18 protein-coding genes and 1 other RNA gene are annotated in these 18,095 nt (G+C 30.2%); 7 read left to right on the top strand and 12 right to left on the bottom strand.

All coding sequences use genetic code 4. The features are described 5' to 3' along the window. Nucleotides 1–46 precede the first annotated feature (46 nt). The 3 genes from N1F73_RS01000 to def form a co-directional block, all read right to left on the bottom strand. A complete protein-coding gene (locus N1F73_RS01000; RefSeq protein ID WP_260359512.1) occupies nt 47–2,200 on the bottom strand; it encodes a helix-hairpin-helix domain-containing protein in 2,154 nt (717 codons plus the stop codon). 8 nt (nt 2,201–2,208) lie between these two features. Beyond that, complete coding sequence (locus N1F73_RS00995; RefSeq protein ID WP_259289953.1) at nt 2,209–3,363, bottom strand: hypothetical protein; 1,155 nt, start codon at nt 3,361–3,363, stop codon at nt 2,209–2,211. Nucleotides 3,364–3,427: 64 nt separating this feature from the next. After that, nucleotides 3,428–4,000, bottom strand: a complete 573-nt coding sequence (def, locus tag N1F73_RS00990) for a peptide deformylase (protein WP_259289954.1) — start codon at nt 3,998–4,000, stop codon at nt 3,428–3,430. A 45-nt stretch (nt 4,001–4,045) separates the two neighbouring features. Between def and rsmD the strand changes: the two genes are divergently transcribed. After that, nucleotides 4,046–4,588, top strand: a complete 543-nt coding sequence (gene rsmD / locus N1F73_RS00985; protein ID WP_260359510.1) for a 16S rRNA (guanine(966)-N(2))-methyltransferase RsmD — start codon at nt 4,046–4,048, stop codon at nt 4,586–4,588. A gap of 8 nt (nt 4,589–4,596) precedes the next feature. On the opposite strand, the gene ffs is transcribed toward rsmD, so the two are convergent. Then, an RNA gene (gene ffs / locus N1F73_RS00980) (signal recognition particle sRNA small type) lies at nt 4,597–4,693 on the bottom strand. A gap of 47 nt (nt 4,694–4,740) precedes the next feature. On the opposite strand from ffs, the gene N1F73_RS00975 reads away from it, so the two are divergent. Then, entirely contained in the window at nt 4,741–5,721 is a 981-nt protein-coding gene (locus N1F73_RS00975; protein WP_259289956.1) for a LacI family DNA-binding transcriptional regulator, read from the top strand. Nucleotides 5,722–5,739: 18 nt separating this feature from the next. On the opposite strand, the gene smpB is transcribed toward N1F73_RS00975, so the two are convergent. The 3 genes from smpB to gyrB all read right to left on the bottom strand — a co-directional run bounded on the left by smpB (nt 5,740) and on the right by gyrB (nt 8,597). After that, nucleotides 5,740–6,183: an SsrA-binding protein gene (gene smpB, locus N1F73_RS00970; RefSeq protein ID WP_259289957.1), complete on the bottom strand. Its 444-nt coding sequence runs from the start codon at nt 6,181–6,183 to the stop codon at nt 5,740–5,742. A gap of 58 nt (nt 6,184–6,241) precedes the next feature. Beyond that, the gene (locus N1F73_RS00965; RefSeq protein WP_311733628.1) at nt 6,242–6,574 is read right to left on the bottom strand and encodes a thioredoxin family protein; all 333 of its coding nucleotides are present in this window, start codon (nt 6,572–6,574) and stop codon (nt 6,242–6,244) included. Between the two features lie 94 nt (nt 6,575–6,668). Beyond that, nucleotides 6,669–8,597, bottom strand: coding sequence for a DNA topoisomerase (ATP-hydrolyzing) subunit B (gene gyrB, locus N1F73_RS00960; protein ID WP_259289958.1), 1,929 nt, complete (start codon nt 8,595–8,597; stop codon nt 6,669–6,671). A gap of 136 nt (nt 8,598–8,733) precedes the next feature. Here gyrB and N1F73_RS00955 point away from each other — a divergent pair, with 136 nt between their 5' ends. From N1F73_RS00955 to N1F73_RS00935, 5 genes are all read left to right on the top strand, one after another. Continuing rightward, on the top strand, nt 8,734–10,173 hold the full coding sequence (locus tag N1F73_RS00955; protein WP_260359508.1) for a DUF2179 domain-containing protein: 1,440 nt from the start codon (nt 8,734–8,736) through the stop codon (nt 10,171–10,173). Nucleotides 10,174–10,298: 125 nt separating this feature from the next. Then, the gene (locus tag N1F73_RS00950; RefSeq protein WP_260359507.1) at nt 10,299–11,174 is read left to right on the top strand and encodes an alpha/beta fold hydrolase; all 876 of its coding nucleotides are present in this window, start codon (nt 10,299–10,301) and stop codon (nt 11,172–11,174) included. A gap of 14 nt (nt 11,175–11,188) precedes the next feature. Then, the gene (locus N1F73_RS00945) at nt 11,189–12,103 is read left to right on the top strand and encodes an HpyAIV family type II restriction enzyme (protein ID WP_260359506.1); all 915 of its coding nucleotides are present in this window, start codon (nt 11,189–11,191) and stop codon (nt 12,101–12,103) included. 116 nt (nt 12,104–12,219) lie between these two features. Continuing rightward, a complete protein-coding gene (gene nadE / locus N1F73_RS00940) occupies nt 12,220–12,969 on the top strand; it encodes an NAD(+) synthase (RefSeq protein ID WP_396888677.1) in 750 nt (249 codons plus the stop codon). 1 nt (nt 12,970) lies between these two features. Then, complete coding sequence (locus tag N1F73_RS00935; protein WP_259289963.1) at nt 12,971–13,705, top strand: YebC/PmpR family DNA-binding transcriptional regulator; 735 nt, start codon at nt 12,971–12,973, stop codon at nt 13,703–13,705. Between the two features lie 84 nt (nt 13,706–13,789). Here the strand turns inward: N1F73_RS00935 and N1F73_RS00930 are convergent, their stop codons facing one another. The 5 genes from N1F73_RS00930 to N1F73_RS00910 form a co-directional block, all read right to left on the bottom strand. Then, nucleotides 13,790–14,587, bottom strand: a complete 798-nt coding sequence (locus tag N1F73_RS00930; RefSeq protein ID WP_260359503.1) for an alpha/beta fold hydrolase — start codon at nt 14,585–14,587, stop codon at nt 13,790–13,792. Between the two features lie 111 nt (nt 14,588–14,698). Next, complete coding sequence (locus N1F73_RS00925) at nt 14,699–15,433, bottom strand: nitroreductase family protein (protein WP_260359502.1); 735 nt, start codon at nt 15,431–15,433, stop codon at nt 14,699–14,701. Between the two features lie 48 nt (nt 15,434–15,481). Next, nucleotides 15,482–16,099, bottom strand: a complete 618-nt coding sequence (locus tag N1F73_RS00920; RefSeq protein WP_260359498.1) for a ribonuclease HII — start codon at nt 16,097–16,099, stop codon at nt 15,482–15,484. Between the two features lie 39 nt (nt 16,100–16,138). Then, nucleotides 16,139–16,972: a hypothetical protein gene (locus N1F73_RS00915; RefSeq protein ID WP_260359497.1), complete on the bottom strand. Its 834-nt coding sequence runs from the start codon at nt 16,970–16,972 to the stop codon at nt 16,139–16,141. A 13-nt stretch (nt 16,973–16,985) separates the two neighbouring features. Beyond that, nucleotides 16,986–17,897 (bottom strand): RluA family pseudouridine synthase, encoded by a 912-nt coding sequence (locus N1F73_RS00910; RefSeq protein WP_260359496.1) that lies wholly within the window; start codon nt 17,895–17,897, stop codon nt 16,986–16,988. Between the last annotated feature and the right edge of the window lie 198 nt (nt 17,898–18,095).

Raw genomic sequence — 18,095 nt, 5'->3', positions numbered from 1 at the left:
ATCATTCGAGTTTAAAATTATTTTTATTGAATAAAAACCACAATGTTTAGTCTTTATAAATTAGGCGTCCGCTGATTCTAGATCTTTCAATATCGTTTTCTAATATTTCAACTTTAATATTTTGCCCAACTTTCAATATTTCACTAGGATGCTTGATTAAATGTTTGTCATTTTTCTTCATTTTACTGATGTGAATTAATACATTTTGTTTTATACCGATATAGACGAACGCACCAAAATCAGTAATACTTTGAACACTACCGTCTAAAACCATACCCTTAACGACATCCTCAACATTTAAAACATCTTTTTTTAGAATATAGCCATCTTTTTCATCTCGAATGTCTTTTGTAGGGTTTTTTAATGAGTCAATAATGAAGCTTACATCATAGACGTTAGAATTTAATTTTTTAGCTAATTCTTCAATATTTTGATTGTTCAATAACTCAATATCAATATCATTCAAATCAATGCCTAATGTGTCAACAAGTTGACCCGCTAATTTGTATGATTCAGGGTGAATTGAGGTTCTATCGAAGAAGTTTTTAGAATTGTGTATTCGTAAAAAGCCGACACTTTGTTCAAAAGCTTTTGGTCCAATACCTTTAACGTTTTTTAGCTCATTTCGATCGCTAAATTTTTCGATTTTCGATCTGTGGTCAATTATATTTTGAGCCATTTTTTCACTTAGACCAGAAATGTATGTAAGTATTGTTTTTGAAGCAGTGTTTAAATCAACTCCAACTTTATTCACAACCTTGTCGATTTTAAATTTTAAGGCTGTTGAAAGATCTTTTTGATTAACATCGTGTTGGTATTGACCAACACCGATTGATTTTGGATCAATCTTAATCAATTCATTTAACGGATCTTGGAATCTACGGCCGATATTGATAGCCGAGCGTTCTTCAACGCTAAAATCAGGAAATTCTTCTTGTGCAATTTTTGAAGCTGAATAAACAGAAGCTCCAACTTCAGAGACAACTGCGTATTGAATATCTTCATCTTTGTCTCTTCGTCTTTGTTTTAGTAAGTTGGCGATAAACTCTTCTGTTTCACGTGAAGCAGTACCATTACCAATAACGATTATGTTTACTTTGCGTCTATCTATAATCGAGTTTACGATTTTAGCTGAACGCTCAATTTCGTTACGTGGTGGGGTTGGAAAAATTAATCATTTTTCTAGAAAATTCCCTTGTGGGTCTAAAACGGCAATTTTACATCCGTGTGCGTAAGCTGGGTCAATTGCCAAAACAGTTTTATTTTTAACTGCTGGTCATAATAGCATGTCCTCTAGACTATTGGCAAATAGTTCAACTGCCTCTTTTTCTGCTCTAGCAAATAAATCGGCTTTAATTTCACGAATTATTGAAGGAATTATCAATCTATCAAGAGAATCTTGAATAGATTCATTGATTAATTTACCTGTTTTTTTGTTTTTGAAATATACGTTGTTTAATTCATATAAAATTTGCTTTTCGTTGTATGAAATATCATATGAGATTATTTTTTTGTTCTCACCACGGGCTATAGCCATTACTCTGTGGTTTGGAATAAATTTAACTCTTTCGCTGTAGTCGTAGTAGTTTTCGAAATTTCTGTTTTCATCTTCAACATTTTTCTTGACTTTAGTTACAATGTTCCCATAATTAAATAACTGTTTTTTGACATATTCACGTGTTGACGTGTCTTGCGAAATAATTTGGCTAATTATGTATTTTGCCTGTTCTAAGGCAAACTCCACGCTTTCAACTTTATCATTTAAGTATTTTTCAGCATCTTTATAAGGGTTATAGTTAGGGTTGGTATTTGTCATTATTTCTTTAGCCAATGGCTCTAAACCTAAAGCTATTGCCTCGGTAGCCTTAGTTTTTTTACCAACCTTGAATGGTTCGTAGATGTTTTCGACTTCTGATTTTGTTTCTGCGGCACGCAATTTATTTTCAATTTCTTTTGTTAAAAGCTCTTTTTCTTTCAAAATTTCAATAATTGCATCTTTTCTCTTATTCAATTCAACATCGTATATGTATAAATCATTGATTTGACGAATAATTTCTTCATCAAGTCCGCCGGTTTGTTGTTGACGATATCTGGCGATAAAAGGTACCGTTGCATTATCAGCAATTAAGTCTAAAACTGTTGTTACTTGTGTTTCAGTAACACCTAGTTTTTTGGCAACATTTTTGATTGAAATGTTCATATTTTCTCCTAGTTGAAATTAAATAAAGATTTTATTAATTTTTTAGCTAAATTTTCTACATTTTTGTCTTGAGAATTAATCATTTTTTTGTAAAAAATATTAACTAATTGTTCTTGATTTTCTTTAGAAATATTGCTTTGTATTGGTTTTATGCGATTTTCGTCAAAATAGTCAATTTTAACTTTAGTCTCATCAGGATTTTCTAATGATAGTTTGATAATATTGTAGATCTGTTTAATGTATGAAGCGTTTCTTTTTTGTGTTTCGGCACCAAAATTCAATTTTGAACTTATCATCTTAGTAAACAGATTTCATGATTCGTTTGTTTGGCTTAAATTATTTAAAACTATTTGGCTAACTTTCGACAAATTGTTTCAGTTTTCGATTTCTTGTGTTGTTGTTAATTGGTTAAATAAAGCAATAGTTAATTTATTTGTAGGCTTATCAAAATGGATACGATCTGGATTAAATCCTCTTTGAATTAATTCTAATGCCTCTTTAGCTTTTGATAAATCAATATTTTTTTCTTTTATTTCAACAATAGTTGTTACAAGCGGAGTGTATCTAGATATTCCTTTAATTTGTCCGCCTGAAAGCGTATAAAGAATTTTGTCATTTCACTCGGCAATTTTGTTTTTATTGCCAAATACCCCAGTAATATTGACAAACCCTATTGAAAGTGGGATTACTGACACAGGAGCAATTAAAGCACCTAAAAGTCTATTTAATTTAACTTTTTTACCACGTTTTTTTAGTTTTTTCGGTGTTAAACGTGATGCACCGACAATGATTGCTGTTATAATCAGCGAAACAATATGGAATAAAGCAACTATTATCAGGAATAGCACACCTAACGCTACGCCATTGACATCATCAGCAAATAATTTTAATGTGTCATCGACTTTGAATATGTCTAATTCCATTAATTTCTTATGAGTAAAACCAGAGACAGACTTAGTTAATATCAATAAGGTTAAAACACCAAAGGCGATTCCCAAAATTGACATAATTAATGAATGTCAAAAACCTCCTCATATTCCTCTTATTACGGCTATAGCCACAATAACAAATATCACAGCCAATGATATTATTGTTGCTACTGAACCGTTGCTTTTTGAGAAAAAAGCAAAAAACTTACTGTTTAAAAATTCGAAATTATTCATAACATTACAATTTTACTAAATAAAAATAATACCTAGCTAATTTTAGGCATTACTATCGTTTTAACTATCCTACAAGATGCGAATTTGCTTCTTTTTTTCAAGGGTTTTTCTTATTGATTCTATCAATGAATAATTTACCACTCAAGTGGTCTAATTCGTGTTGTGCAACAATTGCTAAATAACCTTCTAGGTCCATTTTAACAACTTTTTTCTCGTTATATGAATAAGCCTCAAAAACTATTCTGTTTGCACGATAAACATACCCGTCTTGACCTTTAATATTTGAGCCAACACTTAAACAACCTTCACCATCATTCAATGAAATTTTGTGCTCTGATTTTGCTATTATTTTTGGATTAATAAAAACATCTTTAATTTTTCTGGCACCGTTAGAAATCAATAATGGGTCTATTTCTTCAGTGTTTATATAGAACATATTTTTCAAAATACCATATTGAACAGCGGCAACACCTACTCCAGGTTGAAATTTAGTTCCTTCTTTTTGACTATCATCAATGTGATAAATCATTGTTTCGGCTAAATGAATGTCCTCAGGGGTCAAGGGAATTGGAATATCTTGAGATTTTTCTCTTAAAATTTTATTGGGTAATTTTACTAATTTTACATTGTATTTCATAGTTTAATTATAATACCATAAATTAGATTTTATAAACGAGGTGATATGTTAAGAATAATTTCAGGAAAATTTAGAAGATTACAAATTAAGCAACCTGCTACTGATTTAACTCGTCCTACTAAAGATAGTGTTCGGGAAGCGATTTTTAATTCCATACGCTTTGATATGGAAAATAAAAATGTTTTAGATTTATTTGCCGGTAGTGGTGCTATGGGGTTAGAAGCATTGAGCAACAGTGCAAACAGTGTTGTTTTTATTGACAATAATTTTGTGGCTATAAAAACAATCAATGACAACTTAAAATCATTGAAAATTGAAAATCAACGAGTATTAAACACTGATTCATTGAAATTTTTAGCAAACACAGATTTAGTCTTTGATTTTATATTCATTGATCCACCATATAAAAATTATATGATAGTCAATCAAGCTTTGGAGCTAATCAAAGAGAGTTCTTTGTTGAATAATGAAGGGCAAATTATCATTGAAACTGATAATATTGATAATATCAAAATCCCAACATTATTTAAAAATATCAAAACCAAAAAATATGGTAAAAGTTTTGTCATCTTTCTTAAAAATGATTAATAAAATTGAATAAAAAAAGCGCCCATAGACACAACACGTTTCGATGTGGCTGCTGCGTTCCCGCCCTGACCAAGTTACGATGTTATTGTTCTACAAGCATTTTTATTATAAACTAAAATCAAATATTCTAATAAATTATATATAATTTAATCATGAGAAGTTTTTCATATAAAGATATATCAAAGTTAGCTAAAGTTTCAATTAGTACAGTAAGTAGATACTATAACGGTGGTTATGTAAGTAAAAAAACAAAATCTAAAATAGAAAAGGTAGTCAAAGAACACGGTTATTATCCAAATAATGGTGCAAGACTTATTAAAGGTCGTAGTAGTTCAATATTTATCATTGTTCCCGAATGATACGATAATGCTTACACACACATAATGAACGGTATCGAGCAAGCCGCAAAAGTAAATGGTAAAAAAGTGTTTATTACACATTCATCACCGAACCAACACGAGTACATCGAAACAATTAAGTATTGTTTAGCTTGAAAACCAAGCGCAATTGTTTTCTTTTTACCAAAAATTGAAAACGACCAAATTATCCATTTCTTAAAACATCAACATTTTGATACAACAACTGTGATTTACGGACAACAAGTTGAAGGAATAAATTGAGTTGATATTGATGTAGAAAATGCGTTTTTCTCTGTTACAAAAATATTCGCCGATTACATCGAACCTTCGCAAAAATTAATTTATGCTGATGACGCTAAATTATCAGAGAGACAATGTTACTTACGTTTTTTAGGTTTCAAAAAAGCCTGTGAAAAAATGAATATCCAATACGAGCGTTATTTAGTAGATAACAAAAAAATTGTCGAAGTACAAAAATTCCAAAAATATTTAATTGATAACAATCATGTTAATGTTGTGTGTTCAACACACGAAACATTCGTAAATCTAGTTTCTTCAAATGATAAACAATTAAGACTAACAGATATTGGTTTTCAATCAATATATGACACACAAAAAAAATATAAAACAAAAATATTTGTTGATTATAGAAAAATTGGTGAGCAAATCGAAAAAATTATTCAGTCAGTTGAAAACGCGAAATTTAATGAAACAAATACTGAACAAAAATCGTTTTCTCACGTGTTTAAACCAGTAATAATTACACAAAAATAAGGCGTCGCCTTATTTTTATTATTTATAATTTTTCAATACTTTTTGTAGATAACGATCGTTATCACGTTTTTTAATAGTTTCACGTTTATCAGCTTTATTCATACCAACAACCAAAGCGATTTCTACTTTAATTCTTGATGCTGAATTGAAGTATATTTTAGTAGGCAAAATGGTTGAAGCACCTAAGCGATCTTTTTTATTTGCTAACCTAATTATTTCATTTTTATGCATTAATAATTTACGTTCACGTGTTTCGTCGCCTTTAACAAGCATGAACTGTTTAAATGTTGCATTAGAAAGAAAAATTTCATTATTTCTAAAAAAGCAATATGAGGTTGTTAGTTGAACAGTGCCAGCACGGGCCGATTTAACTTCCCAGCCTTCAAGAACTAACCCCGCCTCATATGTATCAATAATTTTATATCCGTGTAAACCTTTTCGATTATCGCTGATTATTTTCATAGTGAAATTATAGCAAGCAAATATTCAATTAAATAAAAAAAGCGATTGCTCGCTTTAATTATAAGTATTTTGAAAGGTCTTGGAATAAGTCTTCGTAAGGTTTGTAACCTACAACTTTTTCAGCAACTGTACCATCAGGGTTCATAATAAATCAAGTAGGTAGATTTCTTACGCCGTATTCGCTTGGCAAGTCTAGATTTTCATCAACATTCACACGGTAAACATTAACACCATTTTTTTCTGCTAATTCTTCTAAAGAATGTTTGAAATTTCTACATGGTGGACATCATAAAGCGTGAAAAACTAGTAAATATGTTTTTTCTTCTTTGCCGTGAATTTCATTTTTATAAGTAGTTTGATCAACTTCTCTTAACATAATAATTCCTTTCATTTGTTTTATTACGATAATTTTAATATAAAAACACATTTTTTTATTAAAAAAAACACCTTTTTTGCATTTTTTGTTAAAGGTGTTTCTTTTTTGATTATAAATCGATATTTTTTACATATTTTGCGTTAGCTTCAATGAATTCACGACGTGGAAATACTTCGTCACCCATTAAGGTTGTAAATGTTCAGTCGGCTTGTGCCGCATCAGAAATTTGAACCTGTAGCATTTTTCTGTTTGCTGGGTCCATTGTTGTATCTCACAATTGTTCAGCGTCCATTTCACCTAACCCTTTATAACGTTGAACGGTGATTTTTTGAGATTGATTCATTTCGGCCATTAATGTTTCTTTTTCAGCATCTGTATAAACGTATTTAATTGTTTTACCTTGTTGTAATCTGTACAAAGGAGGTTGAGCAATGTAAATAAAGCCATATTCAATTAATGGTCTGAAATAACGGTAGAAAAAGGTCAATAATAAGGTTCGAATGTGAGAACCATCGACGTCGGCATCGGTCATGATTACTATTTTGTGATATCTCAACTTATTGATGTTAAAATCTTCACCAACTCCTGTACCTAGAGCAGAAATTAACGATAAAATTTCGGCGTTGCCAAAAACTTTACTTGGTGCATTTTTTTCGACATTAATAACTTTACCACGCAATGGTAGAATTGCCTGTGTTTCACGGTTACGACCGTTTTTGGCCGATCCACCGGCTGAATTCCCTTCGACAATGTAAAGCTCACTGATTTCAGCATTTTTTGAAGAACAATCAGCTAATTTTCCTGGTAATGACCCAGTATCAAAAACTGTTTTACGACGAGCAGCGTCACGAGCTGCTTGTCCAGCAAGTCTTGATTTTCGAGCATCGATAATTTTTTGAATTAATGTTTTAGCCTCAGCAGGATTTTCGTTTAAGAATCTTTCTAGAGAATCACTAAACACTTTATTTACTGCAATTCGAGCGTCTTTATTTCCTAATTTACTTTTTGTTTGTCCTTCAAAAATAGGATCTGTATGTTTTATTGAAATAATCGCAACTATTCCTTCTTTAACATCATCACGTGTGAATTTATCATCATCATTTTTAACGTATGAATTCAAGGTAGCATAATTATTAATTAGCCGTACAAGAGCATCATAGAAACCGCTTTCGTGTGTTCCACCTTCAACGGTGATAATGTTGTTTGCATAACTAACAACATTACTGGTTATTTTTTCGTTATATTGCACAGCAACTTCAACTGCAACTGATGGTTCATTATTGTATGAGTATTCACCTTCAGCATAGATTACATCTTGGTGAATAAGTTTTTGGCCTTTGTTCAATTCTTTAACATAATCAACAATACCACCCTCAAAATGAAATTCTTTTTCTGTGCCATCTCTTTCGTCAGTAACAGAAATTTTTAAACCTTTGTTTAAGTATGCAATTTGTTTAGCATGGTCAATAATTACATTTTTATCAAAAGGATGATTGTCCATTATTGAAAAGTCAGGTTTAAATTTAATTTTAGTTCCAGTTGTTTCAGAGTCAATATCACCAATTTCTTTTAAGTGCTCAACAATTTCGCCACCATTTGCAAAGCGAGCGTAATATTGTTTTGAATTACGATTAACTCACACTTCTAGACTGGTACTCAAAGCATTAACTACTGAAGCTCCAACTCCGTGTAATCCCCCTGAAACCTTATATGTTTCTGAGTCGAATTTACCACCGGCGTGTAAAACAGTTAAAACTGTTTCAACTGTTGAAAGACCTGTTTCGGGGTGAATATCAACAGGTATTCCCCGTCCGTTGTCTTCAATAATTGCGCTACCATCTTTAGTAATTGTAATTGAGACTTTATCAGCAAATCCTGCCATCGCTTCATCAACAGAGTTATCGACAATTTCTCAAATCAAGTGGTGTAAACCTCTTGGACCTGTTGAACCAATATACATACCTGGACGTACACGAACAGCTTCTAATCCTTTAAGTACTTTAATGTTCGAAGCACCATATTCTTTTTTATCTGGCAAAGCTACCTCCTCTATTAAATTTAATATTAATATTATAATGTGATTTCACATTTATTGAAAATAATTTATAATTTGTAAAAAACGCGACTAAATTTTTTTAGTTCTTTTTTTATACAAATACGAGGAAAGGAGAATTATGAATAAAAAAGATAATGGGTTAGAAAGTTTAAATACAAACGCCAATCAAGATGATTTTATTGCATCTGAAACTCAATTAGATCCAGCAAGTCTTGATATTTTTACTCAAGAACCTGGACAGGGTGTTAAAAAAACTGTTGCAAGAAAAAATACAAAGTATAAATATACAAAATTATCTAACTTTGTACTGAGATTATCAAGATTTTACGCACCAATGCCAATGTGAAAACTTGCGTTAATCACTTCTGGTTTAGCAGTTTTATTCGGTATTATCAGTGTTTTTCTAGTTAAAAACCCAGGTATTTATAATTTTGGGGCAGCAGCTTTCGGGCAAGCGACTGCCAGAATAACCAATGTGTTATTGAAAAATAATAAAAATATTAGTCCCGCAATTTACAATGTTATTGATCACTCATTGTTCTGAATTCTTTATATTGTTCTTTCGATACCAATATTTATTTTTGGTTGAAAAAAAACAGGAAAGCTATTCACTCTATTGACAATTTTATTTTTAGTTGTCTCAAGTTTAGTTTCATTTGCCGTCGGGCAAATTCCCGGATCGGATAAACTATACTTAATCGGAAACTTTTCGCACAATGATATTCCTGTTCAATTAAAAGAACATATTGTTAAATATTATTGAGCTGGTAAAAATCAAATGTGATCGCTAATTCCTTTACATTGAAACGATGCAGGGAATGTTATAGCACAAATGATTTTTGGTGTTGTTTATGGTTTCTTATTAGCATTCTTTTTTGCAGTTATTGCAATTATCGGTGGATCGGCAGGTGTTACCGGAATTATCGGTGAATACATGTCAGTAGTTAAACAAAAAAACTTTGGTACCATAAATGGTTACATCAATCTTGGAATATTGGTAGTAGCGGTGGCAATTGGTTCATACTTACCAGGAAGTTTATTAATCAATTCATTTGCTAAAGAAATAGCCCCAACTAACACAGTTGCTGATTGAGGTTCTTTTGTTAAAAGAATTGAAAATTGAGACAATTTAGGTGCATACCAACAAGGAAGAATTATTTCAACCTTACAATCATTTAAAGAACTGGCTTGATCGCCATCAATGTATCTTTCACCTAACTTTGTTTCAACCCTAATTTCAAACTTTGTTTTTGTCTTTGCTCTAAATAAATTATTCCCTAGATTTAAAATTGTACAATGTAAAGTTTACTCACCACACATGAGTGCTATTAAATCTGCTATTATTGGCGATAAGAAAACAATTAATAGCTTTACAGTCACTGTTGGTGAAGGTGGTTATTCAGGATCTAAAACTAAAGTTCTTTCTTCAATAACTTTATATAAACAAGTTCCTAGATTAATTAAAAAAATAAGAGCTGTTGATAAAAACGCATTGATTACTGTATCGAATGTTTCGTCAGTCGATGGTAAACTATATATTCCAGATAGTAAATTCTAATAAAGTTCGTTCTAGAACTTTATTTTTTACTAAAATACACGTTTTTAAGTGTAAAAAAGTTAAACACAACTACAATGAAAGCAATATTTTAAACAGTGTTAGTTTTTTTAAACTATAATTAAATAATGAACTTTAATTATATTGATTTTGATAATGAACAAATTCCAATTTACACAGACGATCGTAAAAGTGATACTACAATATTATTTTTGCACGGGATAAATTCAAGCAGCGATTTTTGTCAAAAACTTATTGAACTAGACCACGAGTATAACACTGTCGCAATCAATTTTCCTGGCAGTAAATATATTCAAAGCGAAGACATAAATTCTAAAATTAATTTAGATAAATGATGTGAGTACGCTGATCAAGTTATTAACAGAATAAAAACAAAACACATATACATTATTGCACACTCAATGTCTGGTTATGTTGGGGCAAAATTAGCAAATCACAATCGAGTTAGAAAAGTAATTTTACTTTCTCCTATCAATCCCAATATGGTTAAATCTCAGTCATATTCAATGATGAAAAATTTATTGAATAATAACGTAAAATCAGGTGATTTTTGAACAAAAATATTGAGCATGGGTCTAAAATTTTCATCAATCGGTCGCAGTATTATGAACGTTAATGAAAAATGGATTCCGATAATTAAAGATAATTTACTTAATCCTGAATTTTTAAAAAAATTAGATGATTTGTATACGTTAAACAAAAATAAATTGATTTTTATGATCGGTGAAAATGACCCCATTGTTGATACTAAACGTTTAATAGAATATGCAATGAACATTGACGCAGCACATTTGATTATCGGTAAAAATCACTCGCCTCTATACACAGATCCTAAAGGAATTAATCATTTTTTAAATATTTTATTAAAGCCGAAAAAAAGATTTTGAAACACAAGGTTTATTGATTTTAATAAAAACAAAATGGAAGTCTTTGTTGAACAAGAACCAGAAAATTTTGAAGAAATATTTAATATCCAAAATTAGATAAAGGAGAAATAATGGATTACACTAGTTTTGAACTAAAGTTAAGAAGCATATTGAACAATGGTAATGGGCCAAAATTATTGCTTAAATTAATCGAATCGCCTTATCGATTCAATTCAAATCTGCACCCGTTCAATATTGTTACTAAATTAGAACAATCTTTTTTAAGAGCACAAGAGAACAATTATTACAAATTTATTGTAAATTGTGCGGAGGAAATTTTCTATTCTAATTTAGACGATATTGAGCACCTAAAAAATTCATTTAAATTGGACTATGTTATTGACAGAGACAATTTAGATGATATGAATTCAGAAGAAATTATTGATAAAAGCGAAGTTATTAAATTTAGGACTTCAATTGCTTTTCGTAACTCAACTGATAAAGAAATGACCTTAATATTTGCACGAAAAAGAGATACCTTTTCGCAAAAGAAAGCTGATGAATTTATTGAACAATCTATAATTAGAGCTAAAGCACTCTCGCAAGGAAATCCTGATTGAAAAATCAAATATATTGTGTGGTTTATTGACCCTTTATACATAAGTTCGAAAGAAAAATTCGATAACTTTACAAATAACGAACATTTGCAAGATATTTCAATTTCATTTAGATATGGTGCGGATTTGTTTAGTGATTATATGTTGGAAAATAAATGAAGAGAGATTGAAGACAATATCAATTTATTTAAAGAAAAAAATGAAGATTTTTTCTTAAAAATGCCGAATTTATCAACTGATAAAGAAACACTTGAATTTATGATAACAATGAGCGATAATGCTTGAGAAAAACTATCATCATTCGATCCTGATATGGTCAAATTGAGAGAAATTGTTTTTGATAACGAGAATGAAAATAGCAACTTTAAAAAAGCTTCACGAATGAGAATACAAGTTTTAAATGACAGTTCAAGCGAATTAAATGAATAAATTTATTCAAAATTTAGGCTATATATTGTATATATAGTAATATTCTTATATAAGAAAATGGAGTTAATATGCCGAGAATTGGTTTGAGAGAAAACAGTAATATAAATTCAAAACCTATTGAACAAAAAATTGAACAATATAGCAATTATTTGGTTAATTGATTGCGTGAACGTGTAAAAAAAGCCAAAGCAAAAGGTTTAATTGTCGGAATTAGTGGTGGGATAGATTCAGCATTGGTTTCTGCTCTTGCAAAACGCGCTTTTCCCGACAATACTATTGGCGTTGTCATGCCAATAGATTCAATGAGTTTTGACTTAAATGATATTGAACAGCTACAAAAAAACATTGAATTAAATTTAATTTCAGTTGATTTGAAATCAACATTTGAAGAAATAAAATCAGCAACAAATGTTACTGATAAAATGTCATTAGGCAACATCAAACCTAGATTGAGAATGACAACGTTGTATGCTTTAGCACAACAAAAAAATTATCTAGTTGTCGGTACTGACAATGAAGATGAATTATTTATTGGTTATTTCACCAAACATGGTGATGGGGGAGTTGATATACTTCCAATTTCTAGATTATTAAAAAATGAGGTTAGATTACTTGCCAAACACCTAAATGTTCCGGACTCAATTATTAATAAAAAACCTTCTGCCGGTTTATGAGAAGGACAAAGTGATGAAGACGAATTAGGTTTTTCGTATAATGATTTAGATAATTACTTAAATAATAATTTAGATTTATTAGATACTAATATAAAATTTAAAATTGAAAGATTGCATAGAGCAACTCATCATAAAAGACAAAAAGCATATCAGCCCAAAACAATAGAACAATATTTTAAGAAGGAGAAATAATATGGCAGGACATTCACATTCAGCTAATATAGCACACCGTAAAGGTGCACAAGATGCAGCAAGAGGGAAAATATTCCAAAAACTATTTAAAGAGATTTATGTAGTAGCAACTGGTGCTGGCGGAGCTGATCCAGATTCAAACCCAGCTTTAAAATTAGCAATTTCTAAAGCAAAAGCAAAAAATATGCCTAAAGCCAATATTGAAAGAGCTTTAGCAAAGGCAAAAGGTGAAGCGAAAGATGGTGCAAGTTTTGTTGAAACTTTATTCAATGCCACAATTACTGGTGGAGCAACATTTTTAATTAAAACATTGAGCGACAACATGAATCGTACTAAGTCATCAATGACCGCATACTTTAACCGTCAAAACGCAACCCTAGGTAAAACAGGTCAAGTTCCTTTTCAATTTGATTTACAAGGTATTATTGAGGTATCAAAAGAATTAGTTGATGAAGATACAATTACTTTAACATCATTGGAACACGGAGCAAGCGATATTGATGTAGACGATAGCAGTTATCTAATTTCAACAACACCAGATGTGTTTAGTGAAGTTAAAAACGCTATTGAAAACGAATTAGGTATCAGTGAATTTTTACAATGTGAAGTTACATATATCCCTAATTCAACAGTGAAATTTGACGAAGAAAAAACAGAAAAAATCAAGGAATTTATTGCTAAACTTGAAGATGATGACGATGTTCAAGAAGTATTTCACAATATTGAATTAGACTAATCACAAATCAAAATGCGCTTTTGCGCATTTTTTTTATATTCTAAAAATGCAATAAAAAAAGTAGCCAACAAAGCTACCAAATATTTATTTCTTTAGTAAAAATGGTTCTAGAATTGAAATAAAACTATCTCAATTTTCTTCAAACATCATATGCCCTGTCTTAGGAATGAATGTTGTTTGTACATCTTTAACGTGTTCGTTGAAATACTTCAAACACTGATCTCTTGCAATTACAGCGTCTTTTTCGCCCAATATTAATAGCGTTGGCACATTAATGCTCTCTAAACCTGCCTCAATATCATTGTGTAATTTTAAAACAGGTAAAGAATCTCCTAATTCTAAAATATCAGGGTTATTAAAGTCATCTGCATTGAATGTAGCTTTTGTTAAACGCATTCATTTTTCATCATTAGTGAATTTTGAAATATCAAAATATAAACCTCTAAGAAAATTCAAAAATTCATCGAAGTTCTTTGGGAAATATGTTTGTTTATAGGCATCTGCTGTTGCTAAAGATGTTTTATTCATCGGTGCTACATAAACCATTTTTTTGAATAGTTCAGGTCTCATACGGTAGGCTAATGAAATTGTCCCGCCCCCCATTGAGTGTCCGATTAAAGTAACATTTTTTAATTGATTTTGCTCAATAAAATCAATCAATAACTCAGCAAATTGATACACACTAAGTTTATGGTTTTTTACTGCTTTTACTCCACTATTTCCCGGGAATTGAATCGCATAATAATTTGAATTTTTTCAATAATTTTGAAACAATTTAAATGTGTTTGGGCTTGAATTAAAACCGTGAACAAAAATTATATTTTCTTCGGGATTGTTGTTATCTTTAAAAACATAAGGATAATCGTAAATAATTTTTTTCATTTTTCTCCATTTTTTAATTTTTATGATTTGTTATTTTGTTATACTTAACAAGCGATGAGCCGCATTGAAGTGAGTAACTTCTATGTACCGCCTGTGAAAACAGGTGTTTTTTTATTTTTTTATTAATTTTAAATCTCAAATTTTTTCAATGATGTCAGTGTTCATTTTGTAACTTGAGGCTGATTTTATGGTTGCATGAGTGTATGAATATGCTGCTTTGTCAGGAGCAATTAATTTAAAGTAATCTAAAATTTGATCATTGTATTCAGCGACATCATGTTTTAATCTGTCAATATCGTATTTATTTTCAAATACTCTATTCAATTTAGGTTTAATTTTACCTTCACTAGCTTTGTGGCCAATGGCTAACGAAACAACTGGAAAAGCCTGTCCTTGTATGTTTAAATTTGTGATTAATGGTTCAACCATCATTCTTGTTAAACCTAGAAATAAGGTATCAAGTCCTAGGCTCAAAGCCATATCTTGTGCCATAGTTGCTTGAATAAAAGCATCACCTACAGCGACAGTGTATGATTCAGTTGAATTGCTATTGTATTCATACTCAGGAAATTCCTTTTTCGCTTCATTCATTCTATTGAAATCGGCTAAAAAAACCAATAATATATCAGCTGTTTTTAAGGCTCCTGTAAATTTGTTTGCCTTGCTTAACTCAGTCAATATTTCACGGTCTTTGACAACAATAACACTCGATGAGTGCCAATTAGATGATGTAGGTGCTGAATTTACTGCGTCAATTATTTTTTTATACTCATCATCAGTGATTGGGTTATTTGTATCAAATTCCCTAACACTATATCTGTCCATAATTTTTTGATAAAAATTCATATTAACTCCCTTTAAATATTTGAATTGTAAATATATTTTACATTTGTTTTAGATTTTATTGTTTTTAAAAACTGAAAGACTATTGACAACGTTTTTATAAGTTATTCTATGTTCTTCACAAATTCCGTGTTTTTCAATCAATTCATTGTGTAATTTTGTACAGTATCCTTTGTGCTTATCAAAACAATATTGAGGATATTTAGTTGACAATGAGTTCATGTAATTGTCACGGTAAACTTTTGCAATTATTGAAGCGGCAGCTACTGATAAAGACTGAGAATCGCCTTTAATTAAATTGATTTGCTCAATATAAGAAATGTCGACTTTTTCAAAATCAGTAATTATTAAATCGGCAAAATTTAATTCTTCCACAATTTCCTTCATTAACTTTCTTGTTGCTTGTTTAGGGTTCAATTCATCTACTTGTTTTGGTGTAGCAATTTTAATTGAATATTTTATTGCATCCTTTTTGATAATTTCAAAAGCTTTATCACGTTGCTTTTGACTTAATTTTTTTGAATCATTAATCAGACTATTTGTATATCCTTTAGGCAAAATTACCCCAGCAACAACGAGCGGGCCAGCACATGCGCCTCTACCTGCTTCATCAATTCCTAAAATATTATTTTTGTTTGAGTATTCTTTTTCAATATCTAAGTTGTACATTATTTACCTCGATAAAAAAGCGGCATTTCAGCCACAAATTTATTTATTTTTTTCTAGAATATCGTAAATTAAGTTAGCTAATTCTTCTTTGTCCATTTTTTCGTAGCCACTAATATATAATTTTTCGGCAATTGCAAATAATTTGGAATTTGGTAAGGAAATTAACTGACTTATTTTTTCATTTCTGACTGTTTCTTTTTGTTGTTTTTCTTGTAATATTTTCTCGTCTTCGGTGTTTTTATCAGATTTTTGATCGTTTTCAGTTGTTATTTTTGAACCGAATAATTGAGACATCATATTTGATAATTCTTCGTTATCTGCCATTTGATTTTTTAAACTTTGCATAGCTTTTGCATTAGCAAAGGCAAGACCAATAAATTTTGTTTCTTTAATAAAGCCATAATAAAATGCAATATTCATCACAATTAATAGAGCCCCAATTGTAATTGATGCAATTTCAATTGGATCTAAATTTGTATTTTTATTAAATGATCTAGTGAATAAAAAGATTAAATTTATGATCGAAATAAACGACATTATTCCGTAAAACATTATTGCACGTTGATCTAAATATTCAAATGTTTTTTCTTTATAGCTCTTGGAAATACTTTTGTAGTACGTTATGGCAATATAGATATTGATTGATAGTAACACCAAATCTATTAGCACATCTGATGGTAATTCTAATTTTCCTTCTTGCAGAGAGTTTTCTCTAATAAAAAGCAATGTTGCATCAACTATCGTCTTAGTGATAATAGTCAATAAAATCAACCCTATTGAAACACAAGCACCAATAATAAATAATCTAAATCTTGATTTTTCTAAAGATCAAAGTTCATTTGTATCGGTAATTTTTAAATAATCTCTTTTCATTTTTCTCCTTTTACTAGTTTTCTAATTGACTAAAATCAAAATCGGCAACATCAAATTCCTTTGGAATTGGGGCGTAGACTTTAATATGTTTATTTGTTATCGGGTGATCGAATTCAAGTTTGTACGCATGCAAACGTTGATTGAAATCATCTACTTTTTTATTATAAACAGGATCGCCAAACACTGGATGTCCTATATATTTTAAGTGAACACGAATTTGATGAGTTCTACCAGTTTGTAACTCGCACCGAACTAATGATTTTGGTGTCTTGTCTAAATAGAAATGTTTCAATAAGTAAACAGTAGTTATTGAATCTTTACCGTCTCTATGCACAGTCATTTTCTTTCTATCATTTGCGTGTCTATTGATAGGTAAATTTATTTTAGTGGTTTTGTTTTCAATCAAACCGTCAGCAATAGCAATATACGAACGGTGAATATTGTGTTCTTTAAGCATTTCGACCAATTTGATATGTGTTTCATTGTTTTTAGCAACAATTAATAAGCCACTTGTATCTTTATCTATTCGATGGACAATCCCAGGTCTTAATAAACCATTTTCATTTGATAGTGTTTTAAAATGGTGCAATAAACCATTAACCAATGTATCGTCGTAATGACCGGGTGCTGGGTGCACCACCAGTGAAGTTGGTTTATTCAAAATCACTAAATGGTCATCTTCGTACACGATATCTAAACTCATAGCAGTGGGAACAACATTAGTTTCTTTTTCGATTAGTTTGGTAATTGTAATGTTTCAACCTGGTTGAACTATGTATTTAGGTTTATTGACTGGTATTGTGTTGTTATTCAATAAAACTGCACCTTGCAAAATTAATTGTTTAACATCATTTCTTGAAAGTTCCGAATTATCGGAAATATACTTGTCTATTCTCTCTTTATAATTTACTTCTAATTTAATCATATGATTATTATATATAATTATTATTTTAGATTAAATTAGTTTAGTAATTATACGTATTCTATTTATTTTAAATATATGAAATAAAAAACAAAAGTTCCTAGGGTAAATAAAAAACAAAAGTTCCAATTTTTAATAAAGTATTAACGTAATGAAAAAAAGCAATTACGAAATTAACAAGAGATATCAATTGGAGTATAT

It is taken from the genome of Mycoplasma sp. HS2188 (assembly GCF_025209835.1).
In the GTDB taxonomy this organism is placed as follows: domain Bacteria; phylum Bacillota_I; class Bacilli_A; order Mycoplasmatales; family Metamycoplasmataceae; genus Mycoplasmopsis.
The sequence above is the reverse complement of the archived record's forward strand: the minus strand, read 5'-3'. Positions and strand labels throughout refer to the sequence as shown.